General features: G+C 54.9%; 12 protein-coding genes and 2 pseudogenes. 5 read left to right on the forward strand and 9 right to left on the reverse strand.

Annotation, left to right across the window (positions count from 1 at the left end; translation table 11 throughout):
- Positions 1-60: 60 nt before the first annotated feature.
- A complete protein-coding gene (locus K3T82_RS43580) occupies positions 61-870 on the reverse strand; it encodes a helix-turn-helix domain-containing protein (RefSeq protein ID WP_220199715.1) in 810 nt (269 codons plus the stop codon).
- A 285-nt stretch (positions 871-1,155) separates the two neighbouring features.
- Between K3T82_RS43580 and K3T82_RS43585 the strand changes: the two genes are divergently transcribed.
- The 3 genes and pseudogenes from K3T82_RS43585 (at position 1,156) to K3T82_RS43595 (ending at position 4,193) form a co-directional block, all read left to right on the forward strand.
- A complete protein-coding gene (locus tag K3T82_RS43585) occupies positions 1,156-1,623 on the forward strand; it encodes an SRPBCC family protein (protein WP_220199716.1) in 468 nt (155 codons plus the stop codon).
- Between the two features lie 276 nt (positions 1,624-1,899).
- Positions 1,900-3,421 (forward strand): annotated as a pseudogene (locus K3T82_RS43590) (ISNCY family transposase).
- Between the two features lie 439 nt (positions 3,422-3,860).
- The gene (locus K3T82_RS43595) at positions 3,861-4,193 is read left to right on the forward strand and encodes an RNA-guided endonuclease InsQ/TnpB family protein (RefSeq protein WP_220199717.1); all 333 of its coding nucleotides are present in this window, start codon (positions 3,861-3,863) and stop codon (positions 4,191-4,193) included.
- A gap of 80 nt (positions 4,194-4,273) precedes the next feature.
- Here the strand turns inward: K3T82_RS43595 and K3T82_RS43600 are convergent, their stop codons facing one another.
- The 4 genes from K3T82_RS43600 to K3T82_RS43615 all read right to left on the reverse strand — a co-directional run bounded on the left by K3T82_RS43600 (position 4,274) and on the right by K3T82_RS43615 (position 10,163).
- The gene (locus tag K3T82_RS43600; protein WP_268886743.1) at positions 4,274-4,735 is read right to left on the reverse strand and encodes a WD40 repeat domain-containing protein; all 462 of its coding nucleotides are present in this window, start codon (positions 4,733-4,735) and stop codon (positions 4,274-4,276) included.
- The gene (locus K3T82_RS43605; RefSeq protein WP_220199719.1) at positions 4,735-5,475 is read right to left on the reverse strand and encodes a WD40 repeat domain-containing protein; all 741 of its coding nucleotides are present in this window, start codon (positions 5,473-5,475) and stop codon (positions 4,735-4,737) included. Before K3T82_RS43605 ends, K3T82_RS43600 begins: the two co-directional genes overlap by 1 nt.
- A 419-nt stretch (positions 5,476-5,894) precedes the next feature.
- Positions 5,895-9,002, reverse strand: a complete 3,108-nt coding sequence (locus K3T82_RS43610) for a winged helix-turn-helix domain-containing protein (RefSeq protein WP_220199720.1) — start codon at positions 9,000-9,002, stop codon at positions 5,895-5,897.
- 510 nt (positions 9,003-9,512) lie between these two features.
- Positions 9,513-10,163, reverse strand: a complete 651-nt coding sequence (locus K3T82_RS43615; RefSeq protein WP_220199721.1) for a winged helix-turn-helix transcriptional regulator — start codon at positions 10,161-10,163, stop codon at positions 9,513-9,515.
- A gap of 254 nt (positions 10,164-10,417) precedes the next feature.
- Between K3T82_RS43615 and K3T82_RS43620 the strand changes: the two genes are divergently transcribed.
- Complete coding sequence (locus K3T82_RS43620; protein ID WP_220199722.1) at positions 10,418-11,047, forward strand: alpha/beta fold hydrolase; 630 nt, start codon at positions 10,418-10,420, stop codon at positions 11,045-11,047.
- The gene (locus K3T82_RS43625) at positions 11,044-11,481 is read left to right on the forward strand and encodes an alpha/beta fold hydrolase (protein ID WP_220199723.1); all 438 of its coding nucleotides are present in this window, start codon (positions 11,044-11,046) and stop codon (positions 11,479-11,481) included. The genes K3T82_RS43620 and K3T82_RS43625 overlap by 4 nt, the downstream gene beginning before the upstream one ends.
- A gap of 409 nt (positions 11,482-11,890) precedes the next feature.
- Here the strand turns inward: K3T82_RS43625 and K3T82_RS43630 are convergent, their stop codons facing one another.
- The 4 genes and pseudogenes from K3T82_RS43630 to K3T82_RS43650 form a co-directional block, all read right to left on the reverse strand.
- Complete coding sequence (locus tag K3T82_RS43630; RefSeq protein ID WP_220199724.1) at positions 11,891-12,232, reverse strand: hypothetical protein; 342 nt, start codon at positions 12,230-12,232, stop codon at positions 11,891-11,893.
- Positions 12,233-12,646: 414 nt separating this feature from the next.
- Positions 12,647-14,291 (reverse strand): annotated as a pseudogene (locus K3T82_RS50710) (IS1182 family transposase).
- Positions 14,292-14,646: 355 nt separating this feature from the next.
- Positions 14,647-14,952, reverse strand: a complete 306-nt coding sequence (locus K3T82_RS43645) for a hypothetical protein (RefSeq protein WP_220199727.1) — start codon at positions 14,950-14,952, stop codon at positions 14,647-14,649.
- A 1,787-nt stretch (positions 14,953-16,739) separates the two neighbouring features.
- Positions 16,740-16,967: a hypothetical protein gene (locus K3T82_RS43650; RefSeq protein WP_220199728.1), complete on the reverse strand. Its 228-nt coding sequence runs from the start codon at positions 16,965-16,967 to the stop codon at positions 16,740-16,742.
- Positions 16,968-17,231 lie beyond the last annotated feature (264 nt).

Here is a 17,231-nt window from a genome sequence, read left to right on the forward strand (position 1 = left end):
AAGCCTTTTCTGTACCCATAGCATCGGGCAATGGATGGGTGAGGTTCTGCTGCTTCCCAGTCACACCTCATCCACTTTGTGAAGGATGACGCAGGTGGAAGAGGCAGAGGAATCTGCTCCTACCGTTTTTGCGTATGCCGCTGGAGCTTTTCCCACTGTGGCTTTGAATGCCCTGCTGAAATGAGCCTGGTCACAATAGCCCAAATCTAATGCTAGTTGTGACCACTCCACACCATCGCCCTCGGTCAGGCGTCTTGCGACTTCGTGGAGTCGATAGTGTTGGATGACCCACTTTGGACTCACGCCGACATATTGATGGAAGAGTCGCTGCAACGTTCTTTTGCTGAGGTTGAACCGACTGACGAGGTCTTCTACCCGGCTAATCTCACGATTGGTCACGATATGATCAAGAATCTGCTGAATCACCTTTTCGTGCTCATCTCGCTCTGGAAGCCCTTTCCGCAGAAAGTGTTCTATATACTCGATCATTGCCGCTTTGTCTTCCTGCAAGAGCAAAGCCTTTTCCAGCACGGCATCCTCAATGCCAAGGGTTTCTTTGATGCTGAGAGAAGTATTGGTGAACTGAGCAAGGGGCATATGCAGCAGGGGATACACGGCTCCAGGTTTGAATCTGACCCCAAAGACGCAACTGCTCTCTTCATAGCGATACGAGAACGCCCCTTTCACCACCCCGAAGACGCGTGATTGATCTTTCGCGATGACCAGGTGGACACGTGGATGAGGCAAGATCTCGGCGAGGTAGGCTCCTTGCCCCCGAAAATCCCAGGTGACGATCCAATAATGCTCCACAAAGTGAGCAAGATCCCTTGCTGATTGATAACATGTCAGTTGAAATTGTCGCTCTTCCATGTTGAGTGGTTCTCTGCATCTAGATAAACTTCCGTCAGATGGTCTCGTCGTTCACCTCAAAATATCGATCCTTCGCCCATCTTTCGCTGTGCCATCTGTGATACGAAAGATGATCACGCTCAAGAACAAGATCCATCATACCACAGCAAGCTTTCCTTGTCGCGTTTTTTCAAGACGCCTCGCCGTTTCTCTGCTAGAGTTCTGTGTGGTGGGAGGGAAAACGAACCTGTTCACCCACAGAGAAAAGAAACCGTCATCGCGACCGTGAAAAGAAGGAGCATCAGCATGCCAGAAGAAAGCGTGACCACCCCGAAGATTGAGTTGATGCATATTGAACTGGAAGTTCCACTCAACTTCACCCCCGCACGCGTTTTCAAAGCACTCACCCAGGAGATCGACGCCTGGTGGGATAAAGAGTACTCTACAGTCAAACGAGGAAAAGTCATATTAGAAGTAGAACTTGGAAAGCGTTTGTACGAAGATTGGGGCCATGGAAATGGCACCGTCTTTGGGATGGTCACCACTGTCGAAAAGGACAAGGTACTAGAAATCGAAGGGCATCTTGGGATGGATAAACCGGCTCAAGGGCTGCTGCGGTTTGAACTCGTTGCTCAAGGGACAGCCACCTTGCTCAAGGTCACCCATCGAGCAACAGGGATCATCAGACCCTATGCGATCCACGTCTTTGCTCAAGGATGGAAAAATCTGTTCGAGGTCCGTTTACCTGCCTACTTGGAGCAGCAGGAGCCATAAAGGATATCAAGCGTTCTTTGCAACTGCTCTTGCGATGGGCATTTGATCACTCACAAAAACACGGAGAGACCCACCTACGAATGTTTCTCCGATGCCCGCCTGAGCAGGAACGGGTGAGGCCGGTTCGCTGCCAGCCTTTGCCTCCTCGCAGATATCGGAGAAATGAGAGGAGGCAAAAGGGAGGATCGTATGCCAAGGAGAACATGTCGCGCTGCTGCGACAGCGGAACAGACACTCATGCCATACCGTGTGCAATGCAGTGGGTGCGGCCAAACCATGTGGGTCGTTTACCACACCCACCGCACCATTACCACCTTGAACGGGATCTACCGTCTCACGCTGCATGTTCGTCGGTGTCACAACCAAGAGTGTTCCTGGTATCATCGGCCGCATCGACCAGAAGAGGAAGGCCGTTGGGCGTTGCCTCATGGGGAGTTCGGTCTCGATGTGATTGCGCTCATTGGCACCTTGCGATATGCTTCTCACAGAAGCATTCCTGAAATCCACCAGGCCCTCTGTGATCGGGGCGTCTGTATCGCCGAACGGACGGTCACGCATTTGCTCCAGCGCTATGAAGAATTAGTGACGCTGCATCTGGCTGACCATCAACGGTTACGCAAACGCTTGAAAGAGCAAGGACAGGTGATTCTTGCCATCGACGGATTACAACCAGATGTGGGTCATGAAGTCCTCTGGGTGTTGCGTGACTACCTCCCTGAGGAAGTGCTCCTGGCTCGAAGCTTGTTAAGTGCATGTGAAGCCGATCTTGCGAAGCTCTTACAAGAGGTGCAACAGACGCTTGACGTTTCCATCCGTGGGGTGATCTCAGATGGTCAGTACTCCATTCGCAAGGCAGTGCGAGCCGCCTTGCGAATGGAGTGCCCCATCAGTTATGCCACTTCCATTACCTGCGCGAAGCCGCAAAACCTGTGTATGAGGCAGATCGGAACGTCAAGAAAGAGTTGAAAAAGCATCTGCGTGGAGTTCGTCCCATTGAGCGGGCCATCGAAAAACGAACAGATGAGGAGGCTCAAGCGATCCGTGGCTATTGTCAGGCAGTCCGAAGTGCCCTTACCGATGATGGGAGACCTCCATTAGCAGCTCCTGGTCTCAAGCTTCATGAACGTCTGTCTGCCATTGTTGCTTCACTCACACGGGTCTCTGAAAAAGGGGCTTGCTGTGTGAGTTAGAACGCATGCAGTGTTTTTTAACGAAAGGACTCACCCAGACAGCCGCACTCTGGTTAGATGTCAAACTGGGATATGCATGGATCCACCGCGCTGCTCATATCCTCACAAATGATGACAAACAGGCGGCAACTGAGGTGTGTCAGACCTATGAAGACCTCTTGGCCGAGATGAAGCAAGTTCCCACCTCATCTGAAGCCCTTGCTACAATGCTCTCGACATTTCGCAAAGTTACCGCCAGCTATTGGCCCGGCCTCTTTCACTGCTATGATATTCCCGATCTCCCATGTACCAACAATGAGTTGGAGCAGTATCTTGGCTCAGCACGCTATCACGAGCGGCGAGCGACTGGGCGAAAGCAGGCGTCACCAGGCTTGGTCGTACGTGGTGCTGTTCGCATAGTAGCCTCTGTCGCTTCCCGTCTGCGTGCTTTTTCTGGACCAGAGCTTTGTCCGACCGATTTCACCCAATGGCGTACCTTGCGCAGCGAATTAAACTATGGTCACGAAGCACGGCGCATGCAATACCGCTTCCGTCAATCGCCCGAAAAGTACCTTGTGACTCTTGAAGAAAAACTCATCAAGAAAAAAAACGCCCTCGATGCATACTGATGTGCTTTCGGCTTGGCGAGATAAGCGATGTTTTCACCCAAGGAGTGTCACCCTTCGCGTGGGAAAAAATGAGGCACCTGTGGCGCATTGTTTCCCTGTTCTTTCTCAAGATCACATATTTGTGTGTAAGTGTCAGCCTTGAAGGGTAGAGGTATCCAGAGGCGGAGGTTTTGATGACAATTCAGGCCGAGCCTCTCTTTTGCTCTCTCCAGTTTACAAGACATCGATGAAAGAATCTTGATGGTGAGAGGTTTGCCCAGGTACATCTGTATCAGTGCTCATGCTTCGTGCTGATTGCTTACAAGAATCCGAGCGAGAAAGCCCTGCTCATGGATGGCAGGGATGCATGCCCGGATCGCCAATGTGCGCAAAGATGCCTTGCACCAGGCGACCGCTCAGATCGTGGCGAGAACCCGCGCCTGATCAAGAGCGGCCGTGTGTGATCGTGCTCGAGGATTTGCATATTGCAGGCATGCTCAAGAATCGCAGGTTGGCTCGAGCGATTGCGGATGTGGGCATGTACGAGTTCAAGCGGCAGATCCTCTACAAAGCCGAACAGGCAGGGGTGCAGGTGGTGCTGGCATCGCGCTGGGAACCCTCCTCAAAAACCTGTTCGTGTTGTGGTTGGGTCAATGAGGCGCTCACCCTGTCGGATCGGGTCTTTGTCTGCCTGGAGTGTGGAAACGTGCAGGATCGAGATGCCAACGCTGCTAGAAACTTAGCAGCGTTGGCATCTCGAGGAATGGAGTACCGCACATTCTGCGGGAAGTGACGCCTCTGGAGCAGGTGGAAGACGAGCGAAAGGCTTGCTCTCTGCGCTGAAGCAGGAACCGAACATTGTGTATAGCTTGTCTATATATGGGTAAGTTTCGGAGAACGGATGCCCCACACTACTATCTCCCCTTGATCGTTGTTCACAGCCAGGCGCTTGCCATCAGCAGACCAGGCCATCGCTGGTACACTATGGCTTTTCGCATCCAGGGGAGTGGAGCAGATATGGTGTCCAGTACGAGCATCCCACACCTGGACATTGGAAAGGAGCTCAATCTGGTTCTCATGATGAGTCGCATGAAAGGAGGCAAGCTGCTCGCCAGAAGGCGACCAGGCGACCGTATACGCATAGTAAGACGACTCCTCAGGATATCCCCTATAGGTGGAGAGCAAGCGTCCATCGATGGGATTCCACACCCGTACAGTTCCGTCCGGGCAGGCTGTGGCCAGACGCTTCCCGTCAGCAGACCAGGCAATGCTTGCCTCTCTGGTGTTCGTCTGCCCTTGCAAGGGAGAGACTAAGTGACCATTGAAGGCAGAGATTAAGTGACCATTGGAGGTATCCCATACCTGAACATTCGGGAAGAGCTCGTCTCATCGAAGGAAGCAAGATACTTGCCATCAGGAGACAAGACAAGTGGACTCCAGGTGGTGGTGCCGAAAACGACAGTGGAGAGCAGGCGGCCGGTAGCTGTATCCCACACTCGTACGGCGGGCCCCCGATCCATGTTGTCGTACTGATCACGGCCCACCGAAGCCAGACGCTTGCCATCAGCAAGCCAGATGACCTCATGATACGAGTCTTGTCTGGCACTGGTTCTCAAGGTAGAGATCAGACGGCCATCAGCGCCATTGCACACCTTTACCTCATCATCGCTACACGCTACCGCCAGACGTGTACCATCAGGGGACCAGGAGAGTGAGTAGATCATAATCGGCTCTTTCAAGGTGAAGATCAGATGGCCATCAGCGACATTCCACGTCTGTGTGGCCACATCTCCAGCCGTTGAGGGCATTTTTGCTGCCGTCAGGCGCGTCCCATCAGGGGACCAGGCAATCCCAAGCACATCGTGAGCCTCAGTCTGCCACTGGTACGTGTGCAAGAGGGTCGGCCGAGGCGGGGGGGAGGCAGAGCGAGTGCTGAACCACCAGGCTCCTCCCATGCCTGCTATCGTGAGACCCGCCAGGCCCAGCAGCACCCGTCGTCGTGGGAGCTTGCCTTCCTTGACCGGTCCCGCTGACATCGCCGGGTTGTGGCTGTTTCGATCCATCGGTTCTCTCATGGTATGTTCCTCCGAGCTCCTCTCGTGCAGATGCTTTCCGCCTTTAGAAGGCGCGTCACCTACGGCAAACCGCCCATGGTGTGTATTTCGGAAGGACAAAAGAGTCTTCCCATCTCGTCTGGGGCTCCCGCACGCGTTTTCTCCACAGCGTACTCGAGGTAAACATACACACCATGCGCGACAATAAAGCTGTGAGCTCCATCACAGCAGCGTCTGGCTAGCCTCTTGTCATGTGGCTCTCTTCTCTGAGAGGAGCTTTGTTTGCATTTCCACGTGAGCCCTGCAATAGCGGTATACACAAAGATTGCTCCTCTTTCGTTCCTCATCGCCCCCTTTGAGCGTCTGAGAGCGCTATGTGAACAACTCTTATCAGCCTGTCCTGGACTCCATACATCAGCATTACATACTGACAGGCTTAATTACTTGACCGACGCCCTGGTGTTTGTCAATATCTCTGCTACAAACAACTGCTGACTACCAAAGGGTCCATTGTTCTCGTCAATGAATGGGGAAGTTTGCCAGAGGTCTTCCCTTGCAACTAGGTTCCATCGGCCCAGGAGCTGACGCACCTGCTGTCGGCTGTTCACGTTCAGCTTCTGGTAGATGCTACGAACCTGGGTTTTGACCGTGTTGATAGAGACCACCAGCATCTGGGCAATCTCGGGGTTGGAACACCCTGTTAGCAGCAGAGCCAGCACCCGCTGTTCTTGCGGGCTGAGCAGGTTACTGTGGAGCGTGGCCACTGACCACCAGTTGGTGCCTGCCGCCTGCTGCTCAGCAGGTGGCTGCGTGTACACACCGGGTTGGGTAAGGCTCCCGTCGAGCGCCGTCAGACCTGTGCGCAGCAGGATCTGCATCGGCTCCCCTTCATCCAAAAAGAGGCGCCGTTCGCCTTCGCGCTGTGCCAGGCAGAGGGCCTGGCGTAGCAGGGAAATAGCGCGGGGACGACGCTGGAGGACAAAGTACGCCAGCGCCTGCAGCAGCAGGATTTGTAGGTGGCTGCGCGTTCGTCCCATCTGCTGCGCCTCCTTCTGGCTGGCTTGCAGCAAGCCAAGAGCCTCTTCCGGCTTCCCTTGTGCGAGCAGGAGGTGGGCAGCGATGAGCTCTTCTTGTTCCTGCTGCAAGCGGGGCAGGGGCTCCTGCTGCCTGCTGTGCCAAAGCCGCCAGCGCTCGGCGGTGAGTAGGTCTCCAACTGCCAGGCTGAACTGGGCCTGTTGGGCCTGCATCTGCCGATGCAGGAGACGAGCAGGCAAGCCTGATTTGGGCAAGCGAGCTATCAAGGCATGAAGCCGTTGCTGAGCGGCAGCCATCTGTCCCTGTGCTTGTTGGATCTGAGTCAGCAGCAGGCTTGCCTGGCCCTCGAGGTGCTCGTCAGCCTGTTGCAGGCCCACGGCGAGCGCCACCTCTACCTCTTGCTCTGCCTGCTTCAAAGCATTCCACGCATAGGAGAGTCGTGCCAGGCCAAGATGCGCCTTTCCAGCCGTCAAGGGCTCCTCTCCAGCAGTGGCAAGGACCACTCGGTAGTGCTCGGCAGCCTGCCGTAAATTCCCTTGCTGCAGGCAGACCTCTGCCAGGGCGAGCTGCGTTGCATGCCTCCCTTGTTGGTGCTCTGCCCTCTGAAAGCAAGTCCACGCTTGCTGCAAGTGCTCGTTGGCCACTAGCACCCGCCCGCAGAGTAGCGCCTGCCTTCCCAGGATGAGCCAACACAAGCCACGCCAGGACTCCTCCAGCTCTGAGTAGCAGTCCAGCGCTGCTCTAGCGAATTGTTCTGCGCTCTCCAGCGCTCCTTGTTCCTCGGCGACCAGCGCTCGGACCACCAGAATCACCCCACGTCCACAGGGCTCGTCCAGCGTCTGCCAGCCCTCTTGTGCCCACGTGAGTAGGCGCTCGATCTGGTCCAGGGTCGTAGGACGGCTCGCGGGATGTTCTACCCTGGAGAACAACAAGCGCCAGGCTATGTGCACACACAGGCGAGGATGTTGCCTAACTACCTGCTCGGGTAAAGCACTGATCAAGTTCCCCAGGAGAGGTGACTCGTTGTTCTCTTGATCCTCGTAATGCGGGGTGAGCTGCTGTTCAATGAGGGTCGCGACCCGTTCAAACTCCTGGGCCTGTAAGGCCATTTCTACTGCATCGGCGAGCATGCGCTGCCGCTCATACCAGCGGCTGGCTCTTGCAGACCACGCATGCAGAGCGGCTTCCCCGAAGCGGTGGTGCGCCTCGGTGCGCATGGCCTGCGCGAAGAGTGGATGATAGCGATACCACTGCTGTGAGTCATCGAGCGCTTGCAGGAACAGCCCGGCCTGCTCCACGGTAGTCAGCAGGTACTTGCCATCCTGGCGCTCAGTGACGGCATTGTACAGAGAGCTGGAGAAACGATTGAGGATACTCGTCTGCAGCACAAAGCGCTGTACTTCTTCCGGCTGCCTGCAGAGCACCTCGGTCACGAAGAATTCCAGCAGGGGGCGGTGGCGACCGGAGCAGGTGGAGAGGATATACTCGACCTGCTCCCTGCTCCGGCATCTCTGGAGTACGAGCGTGAGGAAGTGGAGCCCGGCCACCCAACCTTGCAGGTGGCTATCAAGGCTGCTGATACTCTGCGGTGATGGCTCATAGGACAGCGCTTGCGAGAGTGTGGTGGTCGTCTCTTCCGCCGTGAAACGCAAGTCGTCAGCACGCAACTCACTAAGCTCACCGTGCGCCCGCCACCGCGCGAGAGGAAGCGGAGGATCTCCGTGGGTGAGGAGGATCAGGTGGATCGTCCTTGGCAGGTGATCCAGGACAAAGGTCAAGGTCGAGTGGATCTGCAGATGACTGATCACCTGATAATCATTCAGGATCAGTGTGCTCTGGTGCGGCAGCGTCGCCAGGTCATTGAGCAGCGTCCTGAGCGCTAATTCCAGGGAAGAGGAGGCAAAGGAAGCTTGTGGGCAGAGTCTTGTCAGGGCAGCGTGACCACGCTCGGCCAACAAGGGCTGGCAGGCTATGGTGACGTAGTGCCAGAAACGGATCGGATCATTGTCGTCTGGGTCCAGGGAGAGCCAGGCAAAAGGCAACGGCTCCTGGAGCTGCTGCCGCTGGGCGATCCAGTGGCTTACCAAGGTGGTCTTGCCGTAGCCAGCTGGGGCCGAGATGAGAGTGAGTTTGCCAGAGAGTCCGCTCTCCAGCCGTTTGAACAGGCGTGGACGTGGCAGGAGAGAGGGAGGGAGCCGAGGAACCTGAAGCTTGGGTGCCAGCATGGGAAGCAGGGCTTGAGAGAGGGAGGAAGAGTCAGATGCCGCCTCTGCTGCCGGTAGAGTCTCCCTTATGGGGACAGCCCCAGGTATAGGAGGCGACGAGAGCAGCAGGTTCGTGTCGGCAGGAGTCTGTCCGCAACAGCGCAACAGCGCGTCAGCGCTCGGCTGGCCACGAGAGGCTGTGATGATGGAAGTCTGAGAGAGCAGGGCCAGCCGAGAGGATCCCCACCCTTTCTGCAGGCCCAGAGGCGGGGAGGAGGGGAGGTGCTGGGGTTGCTGGTGCTTGGTCATTCAGGCGGCTTCCTTTCATTGGTGTACAAACAGAAAAACATGTAAATAGCACTACATTATGCATAAAAGCATAGCCCCTCCTAAAAGGATACAAGAAGAAGACTGGTTTGCCCAGGTCATTGAGTGACATTCGTGAGACATTTCGCCTGCAGTGGAGAGCCATTGGTCTGCGAAGGTGCTCCTCTCTTTGGGTGGAGAGAGTGGGGAACTTCCCGCTTTCGGTGGTGTCCGCTTTGTGAGAGCATACATCTATACATGAGTATGGAGCGAAGTGTATGAGAAACTGATTGTGGTAAAAGAGGCTTCCCTGCTCGCACGATGCATATCATGCACGGACTGGCATGAGGGCCAACGCCCTGTACGCTCGCTCAACCTGTGTTTCCTCTTCCGTGTGGGGCGACTCCCCCAAAGGGAGTATCGCTTGGGTGAAGCGACCTGTCACCCGTCCTCTTGCGTCCACCTCTGATCCCTTGGGGGTGAGGGAGGTGAGGTGCAAGCCCCTCGCTTTCGCTACGGGGTCTGGTGACTCACCGGCCAATCAAACTCCACGCCAATCTGCTCGCTGGTCCATTTCCCCCAGGCATAGAGCTGGCGACAGAGCGGCTGGGACTGTTGTCCCAGTTCGGTTAAGATGTATTGTGTCTTTGGAGAACCTTGTTCAGCGACGTGACGATGCAGGAGCCCCATCTGTTCCAGCTCCCGCAATTGCAGCGCTAACACCCGATTACTGATCGGTGTAAGAAGCTGCTGTAGTTCGCCAAAGCTCTTGTTTCCGCGAAATAAATGATGAAGTATCCAGACCTTCCATCGCCCTCCCAGCTTCGTTAACCAGTCTTGCTCCTGGCCCATCTGCGCGCCATACCACTTATTCCACGCCTCCAGGTGCCTCAGGATCGGTTCCTGACTGTGTCCCATCATCGTCAGCGAGTATTCCACCTTTGGGGGCATCTGGACATAGACCTGCCGATGAATCATCCCCATCCGCTCTAACTGTCGCAATTGCAGCGTGAGCATCTGCCGACTCGCTTTGGGGAGAAGCCGCTGCAATTCGCTAAACCGTCTGGGAGTAGCGAGTAAGTGATACATGATCCAGAACATCCATTTGCCGCCAACCCCTGCTCCTCCGAGTGGGCAGATCGCGGTCTTCTTCGCTCTTGGCATCTGTTTGACGTCCTCCTCAAGGAGATGCGGGTTAATCTCGGTTACATAAAATTGCGTTCTTGTCTGTCCCGTCGGACCCAGGTACAGTGATTCTAGCAAATAGAACAAGCTGGAGACAAAATACGGCCACACCTGAGAGCCAGGTAAGGCCTTCTGCTTCTCCAGTTTACACAGAAAGGATATGCTTCTCTGACGAGGCGGCGTGAACGTGGTCGTCCTCGTCACATGATGAGGAGGAGCAGAACAACCGAAACATGAGAGACATAAAAAAGAAGGACACACAGCGGGCGGTAAGGCGGCCCTTGAAAACGATCATTCTTGTTGGGGTAAGCATTCTGGTAGGCGCTCCAACGCTTTTTCTTCTTGGGCTGCTCCTATGGGACGGAGGATTTGAAGTCGGTCCACACCAGGCCCTCTTGCCTGGCGTCCAGCTCAATCTGCGAACCGTGACCACGGTCCGTGGCCCGGTGCAATATGACCTGTATGGAACACAGGGACCAGTTGTGCTCTCGCTGCATGCCGGACTCGGAGGAGCTGACCAGGGCCGACTGTTTGCCAGCTTTCTGCAAGAGAAGGAGTTCAGAATCTTGAGTCCTTCGCGACCAGGCTACCTGGGTACCCCGCTTTCAAGCGGTAAAACGTTGGAGGAGCAGGCTGATCTGTTCGCTGCCCTGCTCGACACACTCAAGATCAAGAAGGTAGGCATCCTATCAGCTTCAGCCGCTGGCCCTGTGGCCTATGCGTTCGCAGAGCGCTACCCACAGAGGGTCTGGGGGCTAGTAGCGATAGACAACGTGAGCCGGCCCAAGCCCGGGGGAACTTTGGTGGCTCAGGACTCCGGACAGCTTTTCTCAATACCATTGGACAGAAACTGGCAAAATTGACAGCACAGATCTCGCTGCAGTCCGTTGTGGCTGGGACTCTGGACGAAACTGCGCACTTTTCCAGCGAGCAGAAAGCACAGCGTGTCTCCTACATCATGCAGACGCCGCATATGCGGCAACTCTTCGAGGCATTTTTCAATACTACTTTTCCCTATGAGCAACGCACGGTGGGCACCAACAATGATGCAGCGCAATCGCTGGCGATGCAGTCGTTTCCTTTTGAGAAGATTACAATACCGAGCCTGATTGTTCATGGCACTCTGGACGGCGATGTGCCCTTTGCTGACGGCGTCTACGCGGCTTCGCACATTCCGGGTGCGCAGCACTACTGGATGGTCAATGAGGATCATCTTGGTTTCTGGCTGAGTCCTGATGCAGCGCAGACCCAGCAGGTTGTGACTACATTCTTCCAGCAACATGCATCGCAAAAGTAGCATGAGGGAGCTTGTTGCTTCGACGAGCATAGACATGAGAGAGGTGCGTCCATCTTCTGCATGTCAACGGTTTGGTCAGCTCGTGATTCTGTGACGATTGCCCTGGGGTGCGCCACACGTTTTTGCGTCGAGCTTGTTCGGGCAATAGGAAAGATGCGACGATAGTCTGTCACACAAAGATCGACGCGGAGGACAACAGAGAGTACTGTTCTGGTTGATGACGCCAACGAACCTATCGTGAGCGTCAAGCCCAAATCGTCTGAATCAAAAAACGCGAGCGGACCGCGCCATGCACGCGCCAGATTGGCGTATGCACGTCGCGAGTCCGCTCACGCTCCTCTTGCACAGTGTCTTACTCAGCGAAGACTGAGCGGAAATGGTCGGCGTGAAGCCGCTCCGCCCATGGTCGCTAGCTCCGGTTCCGCGCCCGCAGCACTCGCAGGCCGAAGGGCATCCTCGCATCCATCGCCTGGAAGAGCCGCTCGGCTCGATCCTCGGGCATGGCCACGATCATCTGCTTGACGAGTTCCTCGACCTGCGGGTTGTCCCACATGGGCGCCAACGCGCTGATGAGCATCTCGATCGCATTGTTGCCGGTCAGGGACTCGACCAGCAACTGGGCGAGGAGCTTGATTTCCTCTTCGGCGATGTTCGGCATGCTCACCAACCGAAGCAGGGTCGCAGCCTGCGTGGCAAGGGGGCTCCCGGCAAGTTCGCGGACGTATCGTGCAACTTCCTGGCGATCGCTCATCGCGATCTCCTCCTTTGAGTTGGACGGACAGAACTGGGACGTACTGACACTGAGCAATCGGTGGTCTCTCTTTCTTCATGCCTCTGGGAGCGCATGTTGAAGGGGTTCATCTTGTGAGAGGTATGACTACTGTCCTCTCCTGGTGCGCCTGTGTCCTCCGCGAGGTCTCAACGATCAAGACACACGCGGGAAACCAGCGGGGATGAACCAACCCGGTCACCTTTAAGCCTGCGCGCAAGCCGCAAACTCACGTCCTTCGATGGTGACAACCGAAATACTCGTCCACTTAGTATAGAAGGACTGTTGGACGAAAGCAAGCTCGAACCATCCTGATGTGCTCACTGGTTGCAAAAAGTTGTGGCGCACCCATTGCCCTGGGGTGCGACACATTTTTTGACTCTGTTGGCGAATGGTTTAAAGAGCAAGGGCAGCAAAGCGAGAAATGGGATGTTGAGAAGGCGTCTGCCCCATTTGCCATTGAAAGAGGCGAGCCACATTCATAGCCGTGGCAATCAGAACATGTTGAAGATGCGTTTTTTCTGTGCCAAGATAACGGGAAGTCCGAAGACCGAAAGTGCGTACTCCTTGAGAAATGGTGCCCTCGATCCCGGATCGTTTGGCATAGCGCTCTTTGAATTCTCTCGTTGTTTGACGCTTTCGAGCAGCTTGGATAGCTTCATGATGTTCCTGTTGGCGAAAGACGATTTGCCGTGGATTGACTGCTGCGCGGGTACACTGTGAACGAACCGGACAAGCCAGACAATCTTTTTTGTTCGCATTGGGCACGAATGACATCTGAGACGGTTTTGTCTTGTTTCACAGTCCATTTCTTGCTTGTTTTCCCTTGCGGACAGGTCACCATCTTCTTTTCCCAATCAATCAGAAATTGCGTGTTCTCCAATCCTTCTGGAGATTTTGACTGCCAGCTCCCATTCACAGCAACTGGTCCAATGACCTCCACTCCATAGCTTCTCTGGCACGTCACGAGATGCTCTCCATCCACATATCCTGTGTCCATCAGATGTTCTGATGGAAGAAGCTGTTGCGCGCTCCAATTTCTGATGAATGACGCTTGTCATTTCCATATCTTGTGTTGTAGCCGCTGTCGTTTCCACATGGAGAATCAGGTGGGGAGAGACATCATCATAGGTTTCCGTCAGATGAGTTTTATACCCAGTCCACACGGTCGAGCGTTTGATGTTGAGGTGTGCTTGGGTGTCATATGGGAAGCGATCAGAAGGGATGAAGGAGGCGTGTTGTCATTTGAGCGCCATCGTATCCTACCCTCCTCAATCCAAAATTGTTGGAGCCAGACGCGCCGCAGAATTTCCACCGCCGGAATATCTCGCAACCAAGAGGGAGCATCCGCCTCTCGTATCCAGCTCACTATCTGTCATCCATCTTGCCCAATTTGCTCCACCAGCGCTTGCAGTTTGGTGGTCTCTCTGGGCATGCGAAAATCCTGGATACGCAGGCCATAGCGATCATACCAGGCTTGTGGAGCGTGAGCACGCAGCCAGTCTGGCACCACGACAGCAAGGCTATTGAGGGCGGCTCGTAATGTTTCTCCAGCACACTCGATCCGGTTCATGGTGCGAATGGCCGCTTCAATATGGGTGGAATCCGTGCGCTGTTTTCCTCTTTCTTTCAACCAGCCCCGCTCTCGGCAGATCGAGAGAAGAGTGGTGAGAAAGATCTCTTCTAAGCCACCTTTGAGGACACGGCTACGAAATTCACTCAACACGGAATAATCACATCCCGGATCAGTCAATTCTAAACTTAAGAGGTATTTGAAATCAATACGCGTTTTCACCGCCTCAGCTACCTGACGATCCGAATAATTCTCCATATATTGAATGATGCTTATCAGAGCTAGCCTCCACGGTTGCTCGGCGAATTGGCCAGTATTGGGGGAGAGTGAAGTGAACTGCTCGTCATGAGAAAGTGCACCCAATTCGTCACGTAACCACATGTACCGATTCCCCTTTGGAAAGAGGCTTCTGGCGACGCGAGCGGTTTCTTCGGGAATGGCTGGCAGTGATTGAGGTTGCAGGGACATGAACGTTCTTCTTCACATTTTGCCCATCTTGCTGGCTTTTCACCTTTCTTCAGCGATTTTACCATCTTTCTCTTTCTCTCCGCCAATGCTATTCGCCAACAGAGTCTTTTTTTGCGTGAGGCAGAGTGAAGCTGAAAGAGGTAGAGACTTCTCACCGGATTGGAGGGGTTCGAAGAGGGTTGAGAAGGAAGCAGGAACGTAGGAAAGGCAAGGGCGAGAGCGAGAAGAGCTGCACCATCGCACACAGAGCCCTCGGGCGACCCACAGGGGCCTTCACACACGCGAGGTGAAGAAAGAGGGGAGCGACGCACCGGAGGAGGCCACCACGGCCTCTTCCGGTGCGTCTTGGGTGTTACTACTCTCCGATCCGCTCCAGGAGCTTATTCAGGAGCGTCGTCGCGCGGACGCGGGGCACCTCGAGCACTTCCTTGAGGATCGGCGCGAAGCCCTTATTGCCGGTCCTCTGAACGGCTGCCTCATATCCCGACTTCCCGAAAATCAACTCGTAGCGGCCCTCGAGCATCGCTTTGAGACCCGCTGCCGACAACTCCCCGCGCTCGTAAGAGTCGAGGAACATCGAACAATCTCCTGCGAAATTCCAGGCTGCATAGTCGTCCAGTTCGCTCTTCCCGGTTCCAGTCACGATTCCTCCCAGAATCATCGTCGGTGTCCCTCTAGCGGTTGCGAGGGGACCACTCGGAGGGATTCTTGCTTCCTCTGTTCGCTCTCCGCATACAGCACGCGATCTGAGCAAACGTCTGCAATCCTCTCTCCCTGGCCTCCTTCACCTGCCACGCTTCTGCTGTCCTGCGACGCGAACTCGTGCTGCTGAAAGAGACCTCTCTTGCTGCCAAGCAGTATAGACTCTTGCTAGCACAATCTGGGTATTCATTTCCTGGCATCACACCTCTTGGTACTCCCGACCCTCGTCCGGTACTAAATTCGGAAGTGTCGTAGCCTCCGAACGGCTTCCTACGCGCCCAGATATTTCTGTCTGGGGTACCGAGTACGTCACCGAACAGGGCGAACAATCGCTCATCTCTTTGAAAGCCATTGTCTGCTCTTGATGAGTTCGGCGCAAAAAGTTGTGGCGCACCCATTGCCCTGGGGTGCAGCAAGCTTTTTTGCGCGCAGACGCGCCATCTCTTTGTGCTATACCGGGAGCCTGAGTCTATCGGTCGTCATCAACGAGAAACAATGCTGACTCGCAAGCGAGTTGGCAGGTGACCGGGTTCTGGTTCGTCCCCGTAGTAGTTCTTTTTCGTGTGTCAGTGCGTTGAGACATCGCGGAGGAGACAGGAGGAACCGCGAGATGCGTTGGCCGCTTGTCTCTCCAGATGAACCTCCTTCAGCAGCACAGCAGGTGGCAATAAGTAGGATAAGCCGCAGGCGAGGTACTGCGGTTGCAGCCCTTTTCCCGCGGCCCTCCTCCGAACGAGGCGTGTCCGTTTCCGAACACCTCGCTCTCCAGTGCTTGATTCCCCTAAGGGTGAGTATGCTTCCAGTTGTGGCGCTCTCCATTTCGGATACCTCCCTTTCTGCTTACGCTCCCTTCAGTGAAGTCATTCCTCATCGCTCACTCCCCGGAAGGTTCAGGTGCCGACGACTTTGACACCCTATGGAAGTGGTCCCGCAGTAGAGACGCTGTCATCGGGAGATGTACGCTTTCATCGCTGGAAGCTAAGGTTTGAGCAATCAGCCCTCACCATATCAAGCGGGTCTTGCGGAACAAGGCTTCAGCGTCTTCACGCACTTTTCCGCTTTCTCAGCATGCTAAATTCCCCTTTAGCTCTCGCCGCCAGGTAGGCTGAGTGACCTAGAAGTCATTTCCTCCGAGCTTCTCCTCTCTCTGAGAGGGATCGAGCAACGGGTTAAGTGGCGCACGTCGTCTGCTCATCGCTCGTCTCAGTCGAAGTGCCCCATGCCTTTCTCTATACACTTTCAAGAGGAAAGAGGGCAAGGGAAATGGATGTTCATCTCGCTTCTCATCCCGATCTTCGAAGTACATTGATCCATCTGAGGTATATTCCCTATTTTCCCTTGCTTCACCTGTGGCTGCCTGCTATACTCAACACAATAATTCGTGCATCGTTTCTTTGCCGCGCCTGGTTGTCAGACCCGTTGGAGCGCAATCTTGGCGATCTGCAAGCATCAGTGGGGCTCCTGGGTCGGAAGAAAAGAATAGCACCCAAACAGAGTGTTTCTGAAAGGAGTTGCAATACAAGAAGTGGCATGAGTCCTATAGCGCGTATAATTCCGATTCCCTGATTACTCGTCGTCGCTGATATTGAGCAACGAGGGAGTGTTCTGGGAACCGGGTGCATCACGCATCGTAGGTTCTTAGTCCGTATAGGAGCGCCGACAGGAGGACATGTCATGCTCTCTTTCCCTGTGGAAGGGCAATTGCTGCGGGAGCTGCAGCAGTTCGCCCGAGACAACAAGGGAAAGTCAGGTCACGCGATCGCCATCATTAAGGTCGAAAGCCGGAGCAGGCAGCACCCGTTTGAAACCGAGAAGATGTCGAGCCCGATCAGGGTTGACGATTTCGGGGACCTCGCTGGCCCAAACGTCTTGAGGGTGCTGAGGCAGGTAGGTAACGACCTCGCTCGTGAGGCTCAGACGGAGTTCGTCAGTGCTTACCCGGGGGTTAAAACAAGTTTCTTGAGTAGTAGACAAATATTCCTTTCTATTGACATATGTTGCTCTTGCATTCGTCCCTCGTTTCTGCTAGAATTCCTTCTTGTACGGTGAGTTACACCGGAATTCACGCCTGTGGAGATCCTGTAAGACCTGGTCTATCCAGGCAAGCTGTTCGTTGAAGCAGGAACCGAACGCGAGATATGGCTTGTCCATATTTGGGTCAGTTTCGGATAACGGTCGCTTGCTCCTTCAATACGCAGATCGGGGTGTTGGAAACGTTCGATCGCTGAGCCACTGCAC

The sequence above is a fragment of the Ktedonospora formicarum genome, assembly GCF_016587355.1.
GTDB classification, from domain to species: domain Bacteria; phylum Chloroflexota; class Ktedonobacteria; order Ktedonobacterales; family Ktedonobacteraceae; genus Ktedonobacter; species Ktedonobacter formicarum.